This window comes from Amycolatopsis roodepoortensis, from assembly GCF_014873915.1.
Classification (GTDB): domain Bacteria; phylum Actinomycetota; class Actinomycetes; order Mycobacteriales; family Pseudonocardiaceae; genus Amycolatopsis; species Amycolatopsis roodepoortensis.
Window position 1 is genome coordinate 574177 of the sequence record NZ_JADBEJ010000005.1, and the last position, 20819, is coordinate 594995.

Below are 20819 nucleotides of genomic sequence, written 5' to 3' on the forward strand. Positions count from 1 at the left end.
CGACCGGGCGAGGCGGGTGACCCACCCGTTCTCGGAATTCCGGTGTCGTCCGGACAAGTGAATTCCACGTGGGACCGCGGAATCCCATGGGGTGCTGTGACGAATCCCTGACCTGGCGGGTCCTGGACCTGCGCATCCTTAAGGCATCTGCTTGACTGCTGCCGTGCCGCCCGATCGTGAGACCTCCGTCGAAGCGGAGTTCTCGCGGGTGGTCGGCCGGTTCGCCGGCCCCGCCAGAGGTGCCGGGCTGCTGGTGATCAGCGTTTTCGGGGTGCTCGCCACGCCGTCCGGGGCGCTCCCGCTCGCGTTCGGGCTGCTGGCGCTGGCCCTGGTCACCGCCGTGGCCGAGCACCTCGTGGGGAGGACCGGCCGGGGCAGACCGGTGGCGTTCGCGCTGACGCTGGTGCGCGCGGCGGCGATCTGCGGCACCCAGCTCCTGACCGCGCCCGATCCGGCCGAGCTGAACCAGTGGGCGCTCAACGTCCTCACCATCACCGCGATCACCCTCCAATGGGAATGGCCGCCGAAGGTCACCGTGCCCGCCATCGCCTGCCTGCTGGTGATCGAGGTGATCGCTCTCGGTCTCGAGGACGGTTCGTGGGTGGTGGTGCGCGTGCTGATCGAGGCCACCCTCGCCCGGTTCGCCTTCCTCCTGCTGTCGCGGACGACCCGCCGGATCGACGATCTGCGCGAGCGCCAGGCCCGGCTGACCCGCGAGGAATCCGTTGCCGTGCAACGACGGCTGCAGGAACGCGAGTATCTGGCCGTCCTCCACGACACGGCCGCGGCCACCTTTCTCACGGTGGCCCAGCGCGGTGAAACGACCGAGCCGTCCGAGGTCGCCGGATACGCTCGCCGCGATCTCGCGATCCTCACCGGCGAATCCGGTCCCGGCAGCGTGGTCGATCTCGAAACGTCGTTGCGCGGCGTGCTCGCGCAGAGCCCGGTGAAGGTCGAGACGCGCTGGTCTCCGATCGCGCCGATCCCGGCGTCCGCGGCGCTCGCGATGGTCCGCGCCGTGCGTGAGGCGCTGGTGAACGTCGATCGCCACGCCGGTGTCGGCGAGGCCAGCCTGACGGTGGAAGACGGCGTTCGCGTGACCGTCCGGGACGAAGGCCGCGGTTTCGACCCGGCGAAGACCCCGGCCCAGCGGCGCGGTGTCCGTGGCTCGCTCGTCGAACGCATGGCCGCGGCGGGCGGCCGGGCCGAGGTGACCTCCGCGCCCGGCGCGGGGACCACGGTGGAACTGGTGTGGCCCGCATGAACGAGACCTCGGACCGGGTGCTCGGCGGCTGCCGGATCGCGGTACTGCTCGCGACGGCGGCGATCCAGCTCGGGCTCAGCCTCACCCGGCTGGACGACACCCCCGGCAAGATCGCGTTCGCCGCGCTCGCCGGCGTGCTCGTCGTCGCGGCGTGGTGGGTGCTGCGCTGGAAGCCGGTCCCGTGGCCGGTCGCGCTCGCGGGGTCGATCGTGGTCCTCGCCGCGTCCGCGGTCGCCATCTGGACCCTGCCCCCGGACCGGCTCCTCGGCGACGCGGACTGGGCGTCCGGCCTCGCGGGCTGGCATCTGCTGGTGCTGCTGCTGGACCGTCCCGCGGTCGCGATGGCCGCGCTCGTCCTCCAGATGACGCTCACCTTCGTCCGGCAGTTCGGCGCCGTGCCCACCGATCGCGGCGAGATCGGCAGCGTGGTGATCGCCGGGCTCAGTGTGCTCACCTTCCAGGCCGCGACACTGACGCTGATCAGGGTCGTCAACCGGCGGGCGGGCGAAGCCGCCGAGGCCTCGGCCGAACGCGACCGGCAGGCGCACCGCAAAGCGCTCGCCCAGCAGCGGGAGGCCGACCAGCGGAGCCGGTTCGCCGGGCAACTCGGCGCCACCCTGCCGCTGCTGGCCGGACTCGCCGACCGCACCCTGGACCCGCGTGACGAAGCCGTCCGGCAGCGTTGCGCGCTCGCCGCCACCCAGCTACGGCGGCTGTTCGCGGAGAACGACGACGTCCCCGACCCGCTGCTGCACGAGGTCTCGGCCTGCGTCGATCTCGCCGAGCGACGGGGCTTGACGGTGACGCTGGCGGTCAGCGGCGAGGCGGCGCCCGTCCCCACCTCCGTCCGCCGCGAACTGACCGGTCCGCTGATGACCGCGCTGGCCGCCGCGCGGACTCAGGCCAGGGTCAGCGTCCTGCGCGCGGACGACGAGATCCGCGTCGCGGCGATCACGGACGGTGAACCCGGGCGGACGGCGAACGGATCGGGCGCCGTCGACGTCGAATGGCACGCACTGGGAGAACGATCGTGGATGGAGGCGAAATGGCGTTCGCGACCGAATTGACCGCGGTGGTCGTCGACGACCATCCGGCCGTACGGGCCGGGGTCGTGCACTGGCTGTCGTCGGGCACACCGCCGGTGACCGTCGTGGCCGAGGGCGAGGACGTGCGGGCCGCGTGGATCGGCGAGGGCGCCGGGGCCGACGTCGTCATCCTCGACCTGCACCTGAACAGCACGACTCCGGCGATGGGCGATCTGCGACGGCTCACCGAGGCAGGCCGCCGCGTCGTGGTCTACTCGATGCGGGCCGACGACGAGACGGTCCTGCAGTGTCTCGAACTGGGCGCGCTCAGCTTCATCACCAAATCCGAAGGCGCGGAACACATCCTCGAAGCCGTGCGCGCGGCGGCGGCCGACCGGTCGTACACACCGCCGTCGCTGGCGGGCGCGATGGCCGGGGACCGCTCCGAGCGGCGTCCCGCCCTCTCCGCGCGCGAGACCGAGGTGCTCATCGAGTGGTTCCAGTCCGAGTCGAAGGACTTCGTCGCGCACCGGCTGGGGATCTCGCCGAACACGGTCAACTCGCATCTCGAGCGGATCCGGGTCAAGTACGCCCAGATGGGAAGGGACGCTCCGACCAAGGCCGCGCTCGTCGCGCGGGCGATCCAAGACGGGCTGATCGGCGTAAGCGATTTGTGATCGGTTGTGGTGCGAACGGACCACTCGGATCTCCTCCGGTTGCGACTACGTTGCGTGACGAGCACGCCGGAGTTCGTCCGGTGGGAGTCCGAGGAGATCCATGAAGTCCGCCCGTACCGCACTGATCGCCACCGGCTGCGCCGCCGCGCTGCTGTTGTCCGCCTGCGGCGGGCAGGGCGGGAAGACCGTCAGGGCCGACGGCACCATGGCCCCCGGCAGCGAACTCAAGGTCGGCGAACGCGCCGTCGTCCCGTTCAGCGACGCGGGCAAGTCGGGCACCATCGCGATCACCGTCAAGTCGGTCGAGATCGGCCCCAAGGCGGATCTCGCCGAGTTCAAGGACAAGGGCGAGGGGAGCCTTCCGGTCTACGTCCGGATGGTCGTCGAGAACGTCGGTGGCACGGACCTCGCCGACACTTCGGTGTCGGTGCGCGCCGTGAACCCGGACGGCAAGGGCACCAAGGTGATCATGGCCAGTGGCACCCCGGCCTGCAAGGGCGAGCCGGCGCCGGCGGAGTTCACCAAGCCGGGCGCGACCTACGAGACCTGCCAGACCGAAGGCGTCAAGGACGGCGATGACGTCGGGGGCGTGACGTTCAGGGACGGCGAATATCAGGACGACCCGATCACCTGGAAGAAGTGAACTCGCACCCATTAGGCCGATAAGCGTAACCGATTCGTGACCTCTCCTGGTGCGAATGGACCACACTGATGTACTCCATCGTCGACTACGGTGCGTGGCGAGAACGCCGGAGCAGGATTCGGCGGGGAGTCCGAGGAGATTCATGAAGTTCGACCGCATCGCCCTGTCCGCCACCGGCTGCGCCGCCGTGCTGCTCCTTTCCGCCTGCGGCGGCAAGGAAGAGAGCGGCAGTCCCGCTCCCGCGCCGTCGCCCGCACCGACGTCGGCTGCCGCGTCCTCGCCGGCGACCAGCGGAACCGTCCCGGTCTCGAACGCGGACGCCACCGCGCCCGGCACCGAACTCAAGGTCGGCGAACGCGCCGTCGTCCCGTTCAAGTACGGCAACGACAAGTCCGGCACCATCGCGATCACCGTCAAGGCGATCGAGCTCGGCCCGAAGGAAGACCTCGCCTCCTACGGCGAGAAGGCCAAGGGCATGACTCCGGTGTACATCCGGATGACGGTCGAGAACGTCGGCGGCACGGACCTCACCTACAGCACGGTGCGGATGCGCGCGGTCGGGCCGAACAACAAGAGCACCGGCGTGATCATCACCGGCGAGACCCCGAGCTGCCAATCCGAGTCGGCGAAGAAGGACTTCAAGACCGCCGGCGCGACCTACGAGACCTGTGAGCTGCAGGCAATCAGGGACGGTGGCGAGGTCGGCGGCGCCGAGTTCAACGACGGTGACGGGTACAAGGACGACCCGATCATCTGGAAGAAGTAGCCAGTAGCGCGTGAAGGCCCCCTTCCCTCGGGATGGGGGCCTTCACGCGCTTCAAGCGGGAGTACAACTCTCGAAAGCTTTGCCGGCCTGCTTGTGGCTCCACGGACGGCTTTCGCAACGCACCCCGCCGCTCCACAGGTCAGCCCCGCCGCGCCGCGCTTCTAGTGAAGATGAGCCCGAAGGCGTAACTCGCGTGATTGAAGGCGTAACTCACGTGTTTGGAGGCGTAACTCGGGTGTGCGCCGTCTGATCACGCGAGTTGCGTGTCTGATCACGCGAGTTACGCCTTCAATCACGTGAGTTCGCCTCCAGGGTGCGCCTCAACGCTCGGGGACGGGGCGCTTACGCGGGTTACTCAGCCGCCGCACGGCGTTCGCGCAGGCGAGGGACTCCAGCAGCGGGACGGTTCGCTCCCAGCCCAGGCAGGCGTCGGTGATGCTCAGGTCTGGCCGGGGCGGCGCGGAACCGATGTCCTGCCTGCCATCGGAGAGGTACGACTCGATCATCACCCCGGCCAGCGCGTCGTTGCCCGCCGAGATCTGGTCCGCCAGGTCCGCGACGACCACGGGCTGCCGGTTGTGGTCCTTGCCGCTGTTGCCGTGCGAGGCGTCGACCACGAGCCGGTGCGGCAGGACGGCGGCGGTCAGCGCGTCGAGGGCGTCCGCGACCGCGTGCGCGTGATGGTTGGGTTTCGGGCCACCGCGCAGGACGAGGTGCGCGTCCGGGTTCCCGGCGCTGCGCTGGATCCGCGGGCGTCCGTCGGCGGCGGCGCCCGGGAACACGTGCGGCAGCGCGGCCGCCCGGACCGCGGCGACGGCGGTGTCCAGCCGCCCGGACACGCAGTTCTTCATGCCCACCGGCATCGGCAGCCACGACGCCAGCTGCCGGTGCGGCTGGCTGGCGACGGTCCGCGCGCCGATCGCGCCCCAGCTGATGGTGTCCGCGAAGTAGGGCGCGAGGAACGGGTCGACGAACTCGTACGCGAGCGGCAGCCCGGTCGCGGCGGCGTCGTCCAGGAACCGCCGTCCGATCCGGACACCGGACGCGAGATCGCCCTTGCCGTCCAGAGTGGGATCGGGCACCAGCCCGGTCCAGCCGGCGATCGTCCGCGGTTTCTCCAGGTAGGCGCGCAAGACCACGACGAGGTCGTCGGCGAATCGGCGGGACGCCTCGGCGAGCCGGTGCGCGTACTCGAGCGCGCCGTCGGTGTCATGCACCGAACACGGGCCCACGACGACGAGCAGTCTGGAGTCCCGGCGGGCGAGGACGTCGGCGACGGTTTCCCGGTGCCGGGTGATCTCCTCCGGGACGAAGCCGGTCGTGACCACCTCGGCCGGGCTGGGCAGCTGGTCAAGCATCCGCATGACCTTTCTCCTTGTCGGGGGCGGCCTGGGGCAGCCGCGTCGCACCGGCCACCGCCACGACGGCGAGGCCGAGAACACACCAGAAGGCGTCGGCGAAGGCCGCGGCGACGTCCGGGCCACGGGCGGCCAGCCGGGCCTGCAGCACCACGGCCAGCACCGCGGTGCCGATCGAGCCGCCGAGGGTGTTGAGCAGGTTCAGCGCCCCGGCGGCGCGGGGCAGGCGGGCGGGTTCGACCCGGCGGTAGACGATCGTCATCACCGGCGCGCCGATCATCGCCGCACCGAAACCGCGCAGCAGCAACGAAATTACGATGACCCAGTCCGGAAGACCCGGGCCGAGCTGGGTGAACGGCGCGGTGCCGAGGGCGACCAGCCCGATCCCGCTCAGCACCAGGGTGCGCGGCGCGATCCGGTCGACCAGGCGGTTCACCAGTACGGAACCGGCCGCCGCGCCGATCCCTTGGGGCACCAGCAGCAACCCGGTGTCCCAAGTGGACAGTCCGGGACCGCGCTGCAGGTAGAGCGGGAGCAGGAACATCGTGCCGAACACCGACGCGCCGAGCAGGACCAGAGCCAGCGCGGCGACCCCGAACGGCGGCCGCGTGAACAGGCGTGGATCCAGCAAGGGCGCTTCGGCGCGCAGACCGTGCCGCACGAACGCCGCGAGCATCACGACGCCGAGCGCGACGGCGATCCCGGCGGCCATCGGTGTTCCCTGCTCGAACCAGGTGAGCCCGAAGACCAGGACGGCGAGCCCCGGCGAAAGCAGCATCGCGCCCCGAAAGTCGAAGCGCTCCCCCTTGCCACCGGGGTCGCTCGCCGGAACCCAGCGCCGGGCCAGGATCACCGCCGCCACACCGACCGGGAGGTTGACGTAGAACAGCCACGGCCAGTCGGCGACCGCGAGGATCGTGCCGCTCGCCATCGGGCCGAGCACCGGCGACAGCAGCGGTACGAGACCGACGACGCTGATCACGCGCCCGATCCGGTCCGGTCCCGCCGCCCGCGCCAGGAGCGCCTGGCCGGTCGGCGGGAGCAGGCCGCCCGCGAGCCCTTGCAGGACACGGAAGGCGATGAGCGCGGGCAGCGTCGGCGCCAGCGCGCACAGCAGGGACGCCAGCAGGAACACGACGACAGCGGTGATCCAGACACGACGGCCACCGAACCGGTCGGCGAGCCAGCCCGACGCCGGGACCGCCGTGACCACGGCCAGCAGGTACGCCGTCGTCACCCATTGGACGCCGGTGACCGGCGCGTCGAACTCGTCGGCGAGGGTGTCGACGCCGACCGAGACGATCGTGCTGTCCAAGGTCGCCATGAACGTGCCGAGCACAAGAACGGCGGCCGTGCGCCACAGCGCGGCGTCGATCGGGCGCGCGGTCACCGGTCCCCCACGAACCCGGCGGCGTCGCCGTCGAGCCAGGACGGCAGCTTCCGGAGATACCCCGCCAGGTCCTCGGCCAGCGACCGGGCGTCGGTCTCCCTCGCGTACAGAACGCCTTCCCACCCGTGCTCGCCCGGGACGACGGTGACGCTCACCGGGTGATGCGTGCGTTCCCGGAACCTCGTCCCGGTGACGGTCAGGCCGGGCGCGGGTTCGCGCAGCTTCGCCGGGTCCACCGGGTAGTTCTCGAATACGAGCAGACTGTCGAACAGGCGCTCGCGGCCGGCCAGTGACGCGAGTTCGGGCAGGCCCATCCGGTGGTGCGCGGTCATCGCCTGCTGCCGCTTTTGCAGGTCGGCGAGCGCCTCCGTGACCGTTCCGGTGAATCTGGCGCGGACCGGGACACTGTTGGCCAGCAGGCCGATGATGTCTTCGACACCGTCCACATCGGACGTCCGGTTCGAGGTCATCACCCCGAAGCTGACGTCGTGGCGTCCGGCGTGGCTCGCGAGAACGGCCGCCCACGCACCCTGCAGCAGGGTGTTGACGGTGAGCCCGCGTGCCGCACCCAGTCTGGTCAGTTCCGCGACCAGCTGATCGTCCACAGTGAACAGTGCGGGTTCGGGCGAGCCGCCGGTACGCGGCAGGTGGTCACCTTCGGGCAGGCCGTCGAGTTCCCTGCGCCAGGCCCGGACGTCGGCTGAGTGATCGGCCGCGGCGAGCAGGCGGGTGTACCGGGTCGGCGGCGCCGGCTCCGGCAACGGCTTCCCCGCGTACAGCGCGAACAACTCACCGAGGATGCGCGGCGCCGACCAGCCGTCGGACAGCAGATGGTGACTGGTCAGCACGAGGGTCTGCCTGCCTGGCCCATGACGCAGCACGGTGACCCGCCACAGCGGACCGTGGGCCAGGTCGAACGGTTCCGCGAGTTCCTCGTCCAGCGCTGTGTCCAAATCGGACACTCCGCGGACGCTGAACCCGGCCCGCGGTTCGGCAGGGATCACCTGGACCTCATGCGACGCCGGGAACACCGCGCCCAGGTTCGGCTGCCGTCGCACCAAGGCGTCCGCCGCCATCCGCAGCGCCTCGACGTCGAGGTCACCGGACAGCGTGAACGCGGCCTGCACCGGATACGGATCCTCCTCCGCGGCCCGGGACTCGCGCAGGATCACCTCCTGCAACGGGGTCAGCGGCATGATCTCGCCGGGCCCCGGCACGTCGGCGGCGAAAGTGTCCAGCTCACGCCGGAAGTGCTCGCCCAGCACGACGATCTCGTCTTCGGTGAACAGCGCGGACGGCCACGTGAAGCGGACGCCGAGCGTGCCGCCGTCGGGGACCATCGCGTTCACCGTCAGCGCGTACGGCAGCGGCATCTCCGCGCCACCACCCGAACCGAGCGGATCGGCGTCCGGCGGGCGCTGCCACGGGGTCTCCTCGACCGGCGCCGCCGGGAAGCGGCCGAGATAGTTCCAGGCGATCTCCGGTCGCGGGCCCTGGACATCGAGAATCCCGTGGCCCAGGCCATCGCCCGCCGCGCGCAGGTGATCACGGACCGCCCGCAGCGCGTCCGGCAGCGGCCCGGGCGGCGGGGCGATCCGCGCCGGATGCACGGAGGTGAACCAGCCGGCGGTCTGCGCCAGATCGACCTTGCCCGTGAAGTCCGGCGTGTGCCCCGGACGTCCGTGGCTCTCGACGGCGACGAGCAGATCGGCGCCGGTCCCGCGCCAGGCGGCGACCGCGCGGGCGAGCGCGGTCAGCAGCACGGTGTCCGGGCCGGTGCGGTAGGCCGTGGGCAGTGCGGTGAGCACGGCGTGGGTGGTGCCCTCGCCGATGTCGAGCCGGTGATGCCGTGCGGTCGCCACGGTGTCGCGCGCCGGATCGAGCCTGGTGCGGCCGAGCGTGGTCTCCGGCGCGGCGGCGATCCCGTGCCAGTACCGCATTTCGTCCTCTCGATGCGGTGCGGCGGCGCGCAGCGATCGCGCCCAGCCCAGGAACGACTGCCCGCGCCGGTGCAGGGTCTTGCCGTGGAAGGCCTGTTCGACGTCGTCGAGCAGGACGCGCCAGGTCACCGCATCGGCGACGAGGTGGTGTGCCACCAGCAGCAAGCGTCCGGGACGGTCGCCGGCGTCCACCAACACCGCTCGCACCAGCGGCCCGGTGCGCGGGTCCATCCGCGCGACGATCTGCTCGACGTGGGTGTCCAGCACCGCACGCGGCTCACCGGTCACTCGGACGGCGGTGAGCACGTCGGCACCGGTCACGGCGCCGACGTCCGGAACCCGAAGCGCGTCCTCGACCAGATGCGCGCGCAGGACGTCGTGGCGGGCGAGAACGGCGTCGAGCACCGCCGTCCAGTGAGGGACGTCGTCCGCCGAAGGCACGGAGATCTCGACCCACTGGCAGAACCCGTCGGCCGCCTTTCCCGCGCGCCGCACCAGATCGCGCATGATCGGCGTGAGCGGGGCATCGCCGACGGCGTGGGCTTCCTCCGCCTGTTCAGGCTCACCACAGCGCGCTGCGATCCCGGCGACCGTGCCGCCTTCGAGGACGTCACGCGCGGTCAGGTGCAGCCCTTCACGGCGGGCACGGGAAACCACCCGCAGCGAGGCGATGCTGTCGCCGCCCGCGTCCAGGAAGCCGTCGTCCAGGCCGACATCGGGACCGAGCAGCTCGCGGACCACCCGCAGCAGCACGGCTTCCGCCGGGGTGGCGGGTTCCCGTCCGCCGTCGGAGCGGGCTTCCGGCGCGGGCAGCGCGGCGCGGTCCAGCTTGCCGCTCGGTCCGAGCGGAAGCCGGTCCAAGGGCACGAACGCGGTCGGCACCATGTACGCGGGCAGTTCGGCGGCGAGGTACTCGCGCAGCGCGGCCGGGTCGGGTTCGGCTCCGTCCACGGGGACTACATAGGAGACCAGGCGGTCTTCACGGACGATCACCGCGGCGGCGCGCACGTCGTCGTGCGCGGTCAGCGCGGTCTCGATCTCACCGAGTTCGATCCGGAAGCCGCGCAGTTTGACCTGGTGGTCGGCGCGGCCGAGGAAGACGATCTGCCCGTCCGGGCGCCAGCGGACCAGGTCGCCGGTGCGGTACATGCGCTCCCCCGGCGGCCCGAACGGGTCGGCGACGAACCGTTCCGCGGTCAGCGCGGCGCGGCCGACGTATCCCTGGGCGAGCTTCGGCCCGGCCAGGTACAGCTCGCCGGTGACGTTCGTCCCGACCGGGAGCAGCCCGCCGTCGAGCACGTACGCGCGGACCTCCGGGTCCGGGCGGCCGATCGGGAGCGGTCCGGGGTCGGCCGGGTCGTAGTGCCAGGTGACCGAGTTGATGGTGACCTCGGTCGGCCCGTAGGCGTTGAACAACGCCCGCCGGTTTCCCCAGCGCCGCGCCAGTTCCGGGTCGAGCCGTTCGGCGCCGACGACGAAGAACACGTCCGGGTCGACGGTCGCGTCGTCAGGCATCGCGGACAGGAACGACGGCAGCAGGTTGAGCCCGGTGACGCGGTGTTCGGCGGCGTAGGCCAGCAGGTCGTCGCCGGAGGTCCGCACCTCCTCGGGCGCGATCACCGACGTGCCACCGGACAGCAGCGGCAGCATGAACTGCCAGAACGCGACGTCGAAACTCGTCGAGGCGAAATGCAGGTACCGTTCGGCGGTCCCGATCCCGACGATGTCCTCCTGCAACGCGATCAGGCTCGGGACGCCGCGATGCGGTACCGCCACACCCTTCGGCTTGCCCGTCGTGCCGGAGGTGTAGATGACGTACGCGATCGCGTCCGCACACAAGGACACGCCCGGATCTGTGTCCTCAGTGGACAGTGATGCCGGGTCGATCACCGGTAGGCCATCTACGTCCGAAGTGGACACCACGGCGGCGGGCGCGATGTCGTCCAGCATGTACGCGAGCCGGTCGGCCGGGTAGTCCGGGTCCATCGGCACGTGCACGGCGCCCGCCTTGACGACACCGAACAACGCGACCACGAGGTCGACGTCGCGGCGCAGCAGGACCGCGACCGGGTCCTGTGGTTTCACCCCGGCGTCGATCAGGGTGTTCGCGAGCCGGTTGGCGCGGCGGTCCAGTTCGGCGTAGGTCAGGCTCCGGTCCCGGCACACGACGGCTTCGGCGTCCGGGGTCTCCCGGACCCAGCGGCCGAACTCCTCCAGCATGCCGCCGCGTTCGCGTTTGGGTTCGGGTCCCTCGCCGAGGCGCAGCATCGCGCGTTCTTCCTCGGCGTCGAGCGCGCGCAGCCGGGAGACCGGCCGCGCCGGATCGGCGACGATCTCGTGCAGCACCGCGCGCAGCCAGCGGCCGTAGGCCTCGGCCTCCTCGCGGGTGAACGCCTGGGGCTGGTAGCCGAGGCCGACGGTGAACTCGTCGCCGGGCAGCACGATCACCGTGAGCGGGTAGTGCGTGGCGTCGGTGATGTCGACGCCGACGAGGTCGAGGCCGGGGGCCAGCGTGGTGCGGGCGCGGCTGGAGAGCGGGAAGTTCTCCATCACCAGCATCGTGTCGAACAGGTCGCCGACGCCTGCTATGCGCTGAATGTCCGGCAGACCGGCGTGATGGTGATCGGTGAGCCGGACGCTTTCGGTGTGCACCCGCTCCAGGACGGTGGCCGCGGTGTCGGCGGCGTCGAAGCGCACGCGCACCGGGATGGTGCTGCCGAGCTGGCCGATCATGCGCTCGACGCCGGGGACGTCGGCCGGGCGACCGGAGACCGGGCAGCCGAAGACCACATCGCGGCGGCCGGTCAGCCTGGCGAGCAGCACTCCCCATGCGGTCTGGAACACCGTTGTCGGGGTGATCCCGCGTTCGCGGGCGAAGGCGCGGAGCCGTTCGCTGAACTCTCCGCCCAGTTCCACCGTGACGCGTTCGGGACGCTCCACAGTGGACTCGACACTCGCCGGGGCGAGCCGCGTGCCCTCTTCGAGCCCGGCCAGCGCCTCGCGCCACGCCTCCAGCGCGGCGTCCGGGTCGCGTTCGCCGAGCACGCGGTGGTACTCCGAAAGCGGCGGCGCGACCGGGGCCGCCGGGCCGCCACCGAGTTCGGCGTAGGTGGCGAGCAGCGTGCGGCCGACGAGCGGCATCGACCAGCCGTCGAGCAACGCGTGGTGATTCGTGAGCACCAGGCGGTGCTCGTCCGGGCCGAGGGTCAGCAGCAGGAACCGGATCAGCGGCGGGGTCGCCGGATCGAAGGGCCGGGCCAGTTCGGCGCGGCACTCGGCCTCGACCTGCTCCGGTGAGACTTGCGTGAACCGCCAGTCCAGCGTGACGTCGGCGGGGACCACCTGGACGACCTCGCCCGCGTCGGTGGTGTGCAGGTGGACACGCAGCGCGGGATGCCGCCGCAGGACCTCCTCCGCGGCGTCGCGCATGCGGTCCGCGTCGAGCGCGCCGCTGAGCAGCGTGACGGCCTGGACCACGTAGACGTCGGTGTCCTCGGTACCGCGTGCCAACGTGTGGAACGAAAGCCCCGTCTGCAACGGGGTCGCGGGCAGGACGTCCTCGACGCGGCCGAGGCGTTCGAGCGCGTCGATATCGGCTTGGGCGAGGCCGACCAAGGGCAGATCCGACGGGGTGAGCCCACCGCCGTCCGGTCCGATCCGGGTGACGTGCGCGGCCATCGCTTCGAGGGCGAGTGACCACGCTTCTTGGAGCGCCGCAACGTCTTCTTCAGCCAGCACCTTGCCTGCCGCGGTCCACTCGACGGCTAGCCGGGGACGGCCGTCCTCACGGACGAAGCAGTTCAGCGCCAGCACTTGTTCCAGTGACTTGGCGTCCGGTTCGGTGACCGCGAACGGGTCTTCCTCGGGCAGCCGCCAGCCGGTGCCCGGCAGCGCCGCGAAGCGACCGAGGTAGTTCAGGACGACGTCCGGCGGCGGGACGGCGGCTAGTTCGTCTTGGGTGAGCGGGTCGAGATACCGCAGGACGCCGAAGCCGACGCCGTTGTCCGGGACGGCGCGTTTGGCCTCCTTGGCAGCTCGCAGCAGCCTTCCGGCCTCCGCTACGCCGGCGGGAACGCGCAAGGGATACTCGGCGGTGAACCAGCCGACGGTGCGCGAAAGATCCAGGCCGCCGTGGTCCCGGCCGTGTCCTTCGACGGACACCGTTTCGGCCTCGACCGGGGCACCACGCCACGACCGCAGGGCGAGCACGAGCGCGGCGAGCAGCACGTCGTCCGGTCCGGCGCGATAGGCGGCGGGCAACGCGGTGAGCACCGCGTCGGTCTGCTCCGGGGTGGCGAGGGTGACCGACCGCCGCGCCGTCGCGACCGTGTCGGCGGTCCGGTCGAGCGGACGGTGGCCGAGGCGCGGGCCGTCGAGCGCGGCGCGCCAATACTCGAGTTCACCGCGCCTGGCACCCGAAGTGCCTTGCTCGGCAAGGAGAAGCGCGTGCCGCCGCCAGGAGGTGCCGACCGGTTCGAGCGGCTCACCGGCGCACGCGGCGCGCAGATCCGGCAGGAGCACCCGCCACGAAACCCCGTCGATCGCCAAGTGGTGAACGACGATGACGAGGTGGTCCGGCAGCAACGCGACCTTGAGCACCCCGGTCCGGAGGTCAAGGGACTCCGCGAGTTCCGCCGCGACCTCGGCCGGGTCGCCGGTCGTCTCGATCACGACGTCGGACGCCCTCACCGCGCCGCGTTCCCGGACCCGCATTTCGTCCTCTAATTGCAGCCGGAGGACGTCGTGGTGGTCCAACAACGTCTGCACGCCCTCGGTCAGCAAGGCTGGCGGGAGATCCTCGTCGAGCCGGAGCGCCGTCCACTGCGTGTATCCGGCGATCGTCGCGACGTCCGGATGCGGGTCGAGCAGGGCGCGGACGATCGGCGGCGCGGGCACCACGCCGACCGGCTCGTCCGGCGGAGCGTCCGGGGCGCCGATCTCCGCGCTCGCCGCGGCCAGCGCCTCGAAGCTGCGTCGGGCGAGCAGGTCACGCGGGCGCAGGTCGAGGCCGTGCGCGCGCAGCCTGCTGCTGACGCTGATCGCGGTTATGCTGTCGCCGCCCAGCGCGAAGAAGTCGTCGTCGACGGCGACCACTTCGACGCCGATCACCTCGGCGATGGTGGCGCACAGCAGTCGTTCGCGTTCGGTGGCGGCGGTCCTTCCGGCCGCCGCGCGTGGGGCGGGCAGCGCGGGACGATCGATCTTCCCGTTGGGGGTCAACGGAAGCGTGTCGAGGACGACGACCGCGGCGGGCACGAGATGCTCCGGCACGCGCCCGGCGAGCTCCGCGCGGACCTCGTCCGGGACGACCTCGCCGACGACGTAGCCGACGAGCCGGGGCCCGCGCACCGCGGCGGCGGCCGCACGCACGCCGGGAACGGCGGCCAACGCGGCCTCGACCTCGCCGAGTTCGACGCGGTGACCGCGCACCTTCACCTGGCCGTCGCGGCGGCCCAGGTACTCCAGGCCGCGGCCGGGCACCCAGCGGGCGAGGTCGCCGGTGCGGTACATCCGGTCGCCGGGCGCGCCGAACGGGTCGGCGACGAACCGTTCGGCGGTCGCGCCGGGGCGCCCGAGATAGCCGCGCGCGAGATGCGGTCCCGCGAGGTACAGCTCACCCGGCGTCCCCGCGGGCGCCGGACGCAGCGCGGCGTCGAGCACCCGGACCGCCGTACCCGGCACCGCGGTGCCGATCGTCGGCTCCCCGTCGTCCAGCCAGGATCCGGCACCGTCCACAGTGGCCTCGGTCGGGCCGTACATGTTGCGGGCGCGAACATCGGAGGCTGCGACGCGACGCCACAGCGCGGGCGGGGTCGCCTCGCCGCCGAGGACGAGCAGTGCGGGCGGGTTCGGGCCGTCGAGCAGCCCGGCGTCGACGAGCGGCGCGGCCATCGACGGCGTGGTGTCGACGACGTCGATCCGGTCGCGGGCGAACGCGGCCAGCAGTTCGTCGGCGTCCCGGGCGACGTCGGTGCCGTAGACGTGGAGTTCGTGCCCGAACAGCAGCCACATCAGCTGGTCGAGCGCCGAGTCGAAGGCGAACGAGTAGGTGTGCGCGACGCGCAGCCGCCTGCCCGCGGCGCGTTCGGTCTCGGCGACCGTGGTCGCCCGATGATGGCGCAGCAGCGTCGCGAGTCCGCCGACCCGGCCCAGCACGCCCTTGGGCCGCCCGGTCGAGCCGGAGGTGAAGATGACGTACGCGAGATGTTCCGGATGGCGGGGAATGTCCAGCGGCGAGGAGTCCAGTGTGGACAGATCGGTCTCGCCGAGCACCAGCTGAGGCCCGGGAACGATTTCCGGGTCGTGGCTCACCGTGATCACCGCGCCGGCCTCGGCGGCGAGTTCCCGGAGCCGTTCGACGGGATGGGCGAGATCCAGCGGCAGGAAGGCGGCCCCCGCGTCGAGCACCGCCAGCAGGGCGACGACGAGATCCGCGGACCGCGGCAGGGCCAGCGCGACGACGTCGTCGGTTCCGACACCGCGTGCGCGCAAGGACCGGGCGAGGCGGTGGACCCGCGTGACGAGTTCGCCCGCGGTCAGCCGTTCTTCACCGAAGACCAGTGCGGTCTGCTCGGGATCGAGGCGGTCGAGAAGTTCAGGTACGCCAAGGAGTTCGGCGTCAGGCGCGGGCGTCGACCACGCTTCGAGAAGCGTGTCCCGCTCCCCCGCCGGGACCAGGTCGGCGGCGGTGATGGCCGGGCCGTCCGGTTCGGTCAGCGCGGTGATCAGACAGCGCAGCGCGATCAGCTTGGCGTCGACGGCGGCCTGGTCGTGGGTCCGCGCGTCGACCTCGAAACCGAGCAGCAGCCCGCCGTCCGAGGTCGGCAGCACCGACAGCCCCATGTCTTCCGGCGGCCCGCCCGCGACGTTGCGCATCGTGCCCTGCGAGCCCGCGAAGTCGAGCTTCAGGTCGAACGCCTTGAGGTTGATACCCCGCCCGTGCAGCAGCGCCCCCGCGCCGGGCACCGCGAGATCCTGGGGCAGGTCCTCACCGCGATACCGCTGGTGCGTCCGCATCTCCTTCAGCGCGCCCGCGACCCGTGCGGTCAGCTCGGTTCCCGTGTCCTGTGGCAGCACGTCGACCCGCAGCGGCAGCACGTTGACCGCCATCGCCGGAGTCCGCAGCGCCGTCCCCTCGCGGCCCATCAACGGCATCGCGAACACGACGTCGGTCCAGCCGAGCACGCGGTGCAGGAACGCGGCATAGCAGGCGATCAGCGCGTCGCCCCAGGTCGTCCCGGCGCGTTTGCCCAGTTCTCGCAGCCGGGCGACGTCCGAAGCGGGCAGGACGGCGCGTGCGGTCACGGTGTGCTCGGGCGGACCCGACGCGCTTCCGGCGTCGTCGAGGTCCGGCAAAGGCGTGAACCGCTCCCGCCAGTACTCGCGGTCCTGGGCGAACCGTTCGCTCTCGCGGTAGGCCTGGTCGGCCTCGACGAGATCGACGAACCGCGCGAACGTCGAGGGCGGAACTTCCTTGCCCTGGACCGAAGCGGTGTAGCGGGCCGCCGTCCGGCGCGCGAGCATCGCCGCGGTGTAACCGTCGAACACCAGGTGGTGCCCGAGCTGGGTGAACCACACTTGCGAGTCGGACAGCCGCAGCACGAGGTGGGCGAACAACGGCCGCTCGACCATGCCGCGGCAAGCCTCGGCGACGCGGCGGCGTTCGGCGTCCACCCGCGTGTGCGCGGCGGCCACCGGGTCGGCCTCACCGCGCAGATCCACGATCTCCGGCAGCGGCATCTCGTCGTCCGACACCACCTGGCGCGGACCGTCCGGCGTCTCGAAGACCCGCAACCGCAGGCTGTCGGCCTCTTCGGCGGTCGCCCGGATCGCTTCGGTCAGCGCGACGACGTCGACGGGGTCGTCGCCGACGATTTCGATCACGTCACCGACGACGTAGTAGGGCGAGTCGGGTTCGAGACGCTGGGCGGTCCAGATCCCCAGCTGGGCACCGGTCAGGTTCAGCATGTGGGCACCACCATCGGGGTTCCGGTCACCGGGTCGGGCACGACGACGCTGGGGAGATCGAAGACCTCCTTCATCAGCTCGGCGTCGACGATGTCGGCGGGCGCGCCCTCGGCGACGATCCGGCCGTCCCGCAGCGCGACGAGATGGTCGGCGTACCGGCAGGCCTGGTTGATGTCGTGCAGGACGGCGATCACCGTCCGGCCTTCGTCGCGCAGACGCGCCAGCAGGCTCAGCAGCTGGTACTGGTGCGCGATGTCGAGGAACGACGTCGGCTCGTCGAGCAGCAGGTACGGCGTCTTCTGCGCCAGCACCAGCGCCACCCACACGCGCTGACGCTGCCCGCCCGAAAGTTCCTGCACCGGCCGGTCGGCCAGCCCCGCCACCCCGGCCGCGGTCATCGCCTCGATCACCGCGCGTTCGTCCTCTTCGGACCATGACGCGAACAGCGACTGATGCGGGAACCGGCCGCGCGCGACCAGCTGCCGGACGCGGACGTCCTCGGGTGCCACCGGATCCTGCGGCAGGAACCCGAGTTCCCGCGCCAAACCCTTGCCGGGGAAGGAACCGACGTCCTTGCCGTCGAGCAGGACCTCGCCGTCCGACGGGCGCAGCAGCCGGACGAACGCGCGCAGCAACGTCGACTTGCCACACGCGTTCGGTCCGACGACGGCGGTGAACGCGCGGTCGGGCACGTCGAGGCTCAGCCGGGTCGACACGACCCGGTCGCCGTAACGCAGGGTCAGGTCCCGGGCGGTCAAGCGGGCACTCATGTGCGCCGCACCTCCTTGGTGAGCAGCCAGATCAGGTAGCCGCCGCCGATCACGGTGCTGATCACACCGACCGGCAGCGCTTCCGGCGCGAGCAGCATCTGGGCGGCCAGGTCGGCGCTGGTCAGCAGCACGGCGCCGGTGAGGGCGGCGGGCAGCAGGGAAATACCGGGCGTGCGGGCCAGCCGCCGCCCGATCTGCGGGGCGGCCAGCGCGATGAACGCGATCGGACCGGCGACGGCGGTGACCGTGGCCGTGCAGCCGACCCCGATCAGCACGAGCGCGAGCCGCAGCCGGTCCCAGCGGACGCCGGTGGTGACCGCCAGCGCGCCGCCGAGCGCGGCCTGATGCAACGCCGGCGCCCTGGTGAACAGCACGGCGAACAGCACCGCGAGCACACCGAACGGGATCGCCACGTCGTCCCAGCCGATCCCGTTGAGGGAACCGGCGTTCCAGCCGACGGCGGCGATCGCGATCTCGAGTTCGGCGCGCAGCACGATCCACGAGTTCAGCGCGGTCAGCATCGCGTTGATCGCGATACCGATGACGATCAGCCGCAGCCCGGAAAGTCCGCCGCCGAGTGACAGCGCGTACACGATCGCCGCCGTGAGCACGCCGCCGAGCACCGAACCGACGGTCAGTTGCGTGGACGTCCCCGAAAGCACGGTGATCGCGAACAGCGCGCCGGTGTACGCGCCGGCGTCGAGGCCGATCACGTCCGGGCTGCCCAGCGGGTTTCGGGTGATGTTCTGGAAGATCGCGCCAGCCAGGCCGAGCGCGGCGCCGAACACCAGCCCCGCCATCACCCGTGGGAGCCGCCATTCGCGGATGACCACGCCGGGGCCGCCGCCGGAACCGGTGAGCGCGGCGAACACGCGGGCGGGACTCGCCCACGCCGCGCCGTAGCAGAGCCCGAGCAGCGTCAGGCCGGCGATGACCACGAACATCGCCACGAGGAAGACGAGGGTGCGGCGTTCGATCCGGGCGGAGAACCTCCCGCGCCGCAGGACGAGTGTGCTCATAGCGGCGCCGCCCCGTATTTGCGGACGGCCCAGATCAGCACGGGGCCGCCGAGGAACGCGGTCACGATCGCGACCGGGACCTCGCCGGTCGGCAGCAGGACCCGGGAGCCGACGTCCGCGGCCAGCATCAGGACCGGGCCGAGCAGCGCGGCGAACGCGATCAGCCACGGGATCGACGCGCCGGCCACCCGCCGGGCCAGATGCGGCACGATCAGCCCGACGAACAGGATCGGCCCGGCCAGCGCGGTCGCCGCGCCCGCCATCAGCGTGATCAGCAGCAGCGTGATCGTCCGGACCCGCGCGACGTTCGCGCCGAGCGTGTGCGCGACCGTCTCGCCGAGCGCGATCGCGTTCAGCTGGCGGCTCACCGCGAACGCCCCCAGCAGGGACAGCCCGATGATGATCAGCGGGACCGTGGTCGGCGCCTGTTCACGACCCGCCAGGGAACCCACCGACCAGAACCGGTAGACGTCGAAGGTGTCCGGGAACAGCAGCCGCAGGCCGAGGGTGAGCCCCAGCAGCACGGCGCTCAACGCGGTCCCGGCGAGCACCAGCCGCAGCGGCGACTTGCTGCCGACCGCGTACACCAGCGCCGAAGCGCCGAGCGCGCCCAGCACCGCCAGGCCCAGCTCGACGGGCGCCGACGCGGCGAGCCCGAACGAGGACCCCACCGCGATGGCGAACCCGGCCCCGGCGGTCACGCCGAGCACGCCGGGTTCGGCCAAGGCGTTGCGGGACAGGGCCTGCACGAGCACACCGCCGACGGCGAGCGCAGCGCCGACGCCGATCGCCAGCACCGCCCTCGGCATCCGGATGTCCAGGACCACGGCCCGGTCACTCGGATTCCCGTCGCCCAGCAGGGCGCGCACGACCTCGCCGGGGGCGATGGCGTGCGCGCCGATGCCGACGCTCAGCACGGCGACCACGACGAGCCCGAGCAGTGCGGCGCCGAGCAGCGCGGACCGCCCGGTGGTGGTCACTTCTTCAGCAGCGGCGCGAACGCCTGGTCGACGGCGTCCAAAGTGGACGTCGCGGCCCGGTAGGTGGCGGCCTCGGTGTAGCGGAACGGGTAGACCTTGCCCGCCTTCACCGCGGGGAGTTCCTTCCACAGCGGCGAGTCGAGGACGTACTTGACCGGCGCGGGCACGGAACCGTCGGCGGCGACCGAGTACGTGATCGCGTCGGCCTCGGCGAACGCGGTCGACAGCTCTTCGATCGACGGGTACTCGCTGACGTCCTTGGAGCCGCCGCCCTTGACCTTGACCTGCCCGTAGTAGGTGGCGCCGACGTCCTGCGCGATGTTGGTGCCCCAGGAACCGTTGAACTCGCGCTGGAAGTTGCCCTTGGCGACCTCGCCGTAAGCACCGACGTGACCCAGCTTCAGCTGCGGCAGCACGGCCTTGTACTTCTCGGCCAGCCCCTTGGCCTTGGTGTCGTACGCGGTCTTGAGCGCGTCGAACCCGGCGGTGGCACCGGCGGCGTCGGCCTGCTTGCGGGACAGCTCACGCCACATCGACGGCACCGACGGGCCGATGGCCACGACCGGCGCGATCGCTTCGAGCCGCTTGATGTCGATGTCGGCGAGCACCGGCTTCGGCACGCCGATGACGATCAGATCCGGATCCGCCTGCGCGATCGCCTCGTAGTTCGTCTCCGCCGCCGATTCGCCCGCGACCTTCGCCAGCTCGTCGTACTTCTTGCGCTCCTGCTCGTTGAACAGCGGGATGCCGCGCTTCCAGCTGGAGACCCCGACCAGCGGCGCGCCCGCTTCGAGCAGGGCGGGCACGGCGTAACCGGTGGCGATGACCCGCTTCGGCGAGACCGGGATGGTGATCTGGCCGTTGTCGGCGGCGAACACCCGGGTCGGACCGCCGTCCGCCTGCCCGGCGTCGCCGGACCCACAGGCGGTGGCCGCGGTCACGACCGTCAAAGCGAGCGCGAGCGCTCCGGCGAGACGGCGGGTTCTGGTGGTGCGCATGGATTTCCTCGTTCTTCGATG

Annotated in this window: 12 protein-coding genes; 5 read left to right on the forward strand and 7 right to left on the reverse strand. The window is 71.7% G+C overall.

The window, feature by feature from the left end; genetic code table 11:
• The first annotated feature begins 163 nt into the window (after positions 1-163).
• The 5 genes from H4W30_RS44540 (at position 164) to H4W30_RS22210 (ending at position 4375) form a co-directional block, all read left to right on the forward strand.
• A complete protein-coding gene (locus H4W30_RS44540; RefSeq protein WP_192744612.1) occupies positions 164-1264 on the forward strand; it encodes a sensor histidine kinase in 1101 nt (366 codons plus the stop codon).
• Complete coding sequence (locus H4W30_RS22195) at positions 1261-2331, forward strand: histidine kinase (protein ID WP_192744613.1); 1071 nt, start codon at positions 1261-1263, stop codon at positions 2329-2331. Before H4W30_RS44540 ends, H4W30_RS22195 begins: the two co-directional genes overlap by 4 nt.
• Positions 2310-2966 (forward strand): response regulator transcription factor, encoded by a 657-nt coding sequence (locus H4W30_RS22200; RefSeq protein ID WP_126732207.1) that lies wholly within the window; start codon positions 2310-2312, stop codon positions 2964-2966. The genes H4W30_RS22195 and H4W30_RS22200 overlap by 22 nt, the downstream gene beginning before the upstream one ends.
• A 100-nt stretch (positions 2967-3066) precedes the next feature.
• Positions 3067-3609 carry a hypothetical protein gene (locus H4W30_RS22205; protein ID WP_192744614.1) on the forward strand — a complete coding sequence of 181 codons (543 nt, stop codon included), beginning with the start codon at positions 3067-3069 and terminating at the stop codon, positions 3607-3609.
• Between the two features lie 142 nt (positions 3610-3751).
• A complete protein-coding gene (locus H4W30_RS22210; protein WP_192744615.1) occupies positions 3752-4375 on the forward strand; it encodes a hypothetical protein in 624 nt (207 codons plus the stop codon).
• 320 nt (positions 4376-4695) lie between these two features.
• Here H4W30_RS22210 and H4W30_RS22215 read toward each other — a convergent pair whose 3' ends face one another.
• From H4W30_RS22215 to H4W30_RS22245, 7 genes are read right to left on the reverse strand one after another with little or no spacing between them, the layout of a single operon-like run.
• Entirely contained in the window at positions 4696-5739 is a 1044-nt protein-coding gene (locus H4W30_RS22215; RefSeq protein WP_192744616.1) for a 3-deoxy-7-phosphoheptulonate synthase, read from the reverse strand.
• Positions 5726-7123: a DHA2 family efflux MFS transporter permease subunit gene (locus H4W30_RS22220; protein WP_192744617.1), complete on the reverse strand. Its 1398-nt coding sequence runs from the start codon at positions 7121-7123 to the stop codon at positions 5726-5728. The genes H4W30_RS22215 and H4W30_RS22220 overlap by 14 nt, the downstream gene beginning before the upstream one ends.
• Positions 7120-17031 (reverse strand): non-ribosomal peptide synthetase, encoded by a 9912-nt coding sequence (locus tag H4W30_RS22225; RefSeq protein ID WP_192744618.1) that lies wholly within the window; start codon positions 17029-17031, stop codon positions 7120-7122. The genes H4W30_RS22220 and H4W30_RS22225 overlap by 4 nt, the downstream gene beginning before the upstream one ends.
• Complete coding sequence (locus H4W30_RS22230; RefSeq protein WP_192744619.1) at positions 17025-17801, reverse strand: ABC transporter ATP-binding protein; 777 nt, start codon at positions 17799-17801, stop codon at positions 17025-17027. Before H4W30_RS22230 ends, H4W30_RS22225 begins: the two co-directional genes overlap by 7 nt.
• On the reverse strand, positions 17798-18820 hold the full coding sequence (locus tag H4W30_RS22235; RefSeq protein WP_192744620.1) for a FecCD family ABC transporter permease: 1023 nt from the start codon (positions 18818-18820) through the stop codon (positions 17798-17800). The genes H4W30_RS22230 and H4W30_RS22235 overlap by 4 nt, the downstream gene beginning before the upstream one ends.
• Positions 18817-19800, reverse strand: a complete 984-nt coding sequence (locus H4W30_RS22240) for a FecCD family ABC transporter permease (protein WP_192744621.1) — start codon at positions 19798-19800, stop codon at positions 18817-18819. Before H4W30_RS22240 ends, H4W30_RS22235 begins: the two co-directional genes overlap by 4 nt.
• Positions 19797-20798 (reverse strand): ABC transporter substrate-binding protein, encoded by a 1002-nt coding sequence (locus H4W30_RS22245; RefSeq protein WP_192744622.1) that lies wholly within the window; start codon positions 20796-20798, stop codon positions 19797-19799. The genes H4W30_RS22240 and H4W30_RS22245 overlap by 4 nt, the downstream gene beginning before the upstream one ends.
• Positions 20799-20819: the final 21 nt, after the last annotated feature.

Bases quoted from the DNA above. Each gene is read 5' to 3' on its own strand.
- H4W30_RS22195 (WP_192744613.1), top strand. From the start codon at position 1,261: ATGAACGAGACCTCGGACCGGGTGCTCGGCGGCTGCCGGATCGCGGTA.
- H4W30_RS22200 (WP_126732207.1), top strand. From the start codon at position 2,310: ATGGCGTTCGCGACCGAATTGACCGCGGTGGTCGTCGACGACCATCCG.
- H4W30_RS22205 (WP_192744614.1), top strand. From the start codon at position 3,067: ATGAAGTCCGCCCGTACCGCACTGATCGCCACCGGCTGCGCCGCCGCG.
- H4W30_RS22210 (WP_192744615.1), top strand. From the start codon at position 3,752: ATGAAGTTCGACCGCATCGCCCTGTCCGCCACCGGCTGCGCCGCCGTG.
- H4W30_RS22215 (WP_192744616.1), bottom strand. From the start codon at position 5,739: ATGCGGATGCTTGACCAGCTGCCCAGCCCGGCCGAGGTGGTCACGACC.
- H4W30_RS22225 (WP_192744618.1), bottom strand. From the start codon at position 17,031: ATGCTGAACCTGACCGGTGCCCAGCTGGGGATCTGGACCGCCCAGCGT.
- H4W30_RS22230 (WP_192744619.1), bottom strand. From the start codon at position 17,801: ATGAGTGCCCGCTTGACCGCCCGGGACCTGACCCTGCGTTACGGCGAC.
- H4W30_RS22235 (WP_192744620.1), bottom strand. From the start codon at position 18,820: ATGAGCACACTCGTCCTGCGGCGCGGGAGGTTCTCCGCCCGGATCGAA.
- H4W30_RS22245 (WP_192744622.1), bottom strand. From the start codon at position 20,798: ATGCGCACCACCAGAACCCGCCGTCTCGCCGGAGCGCTCGCGCTCGCT.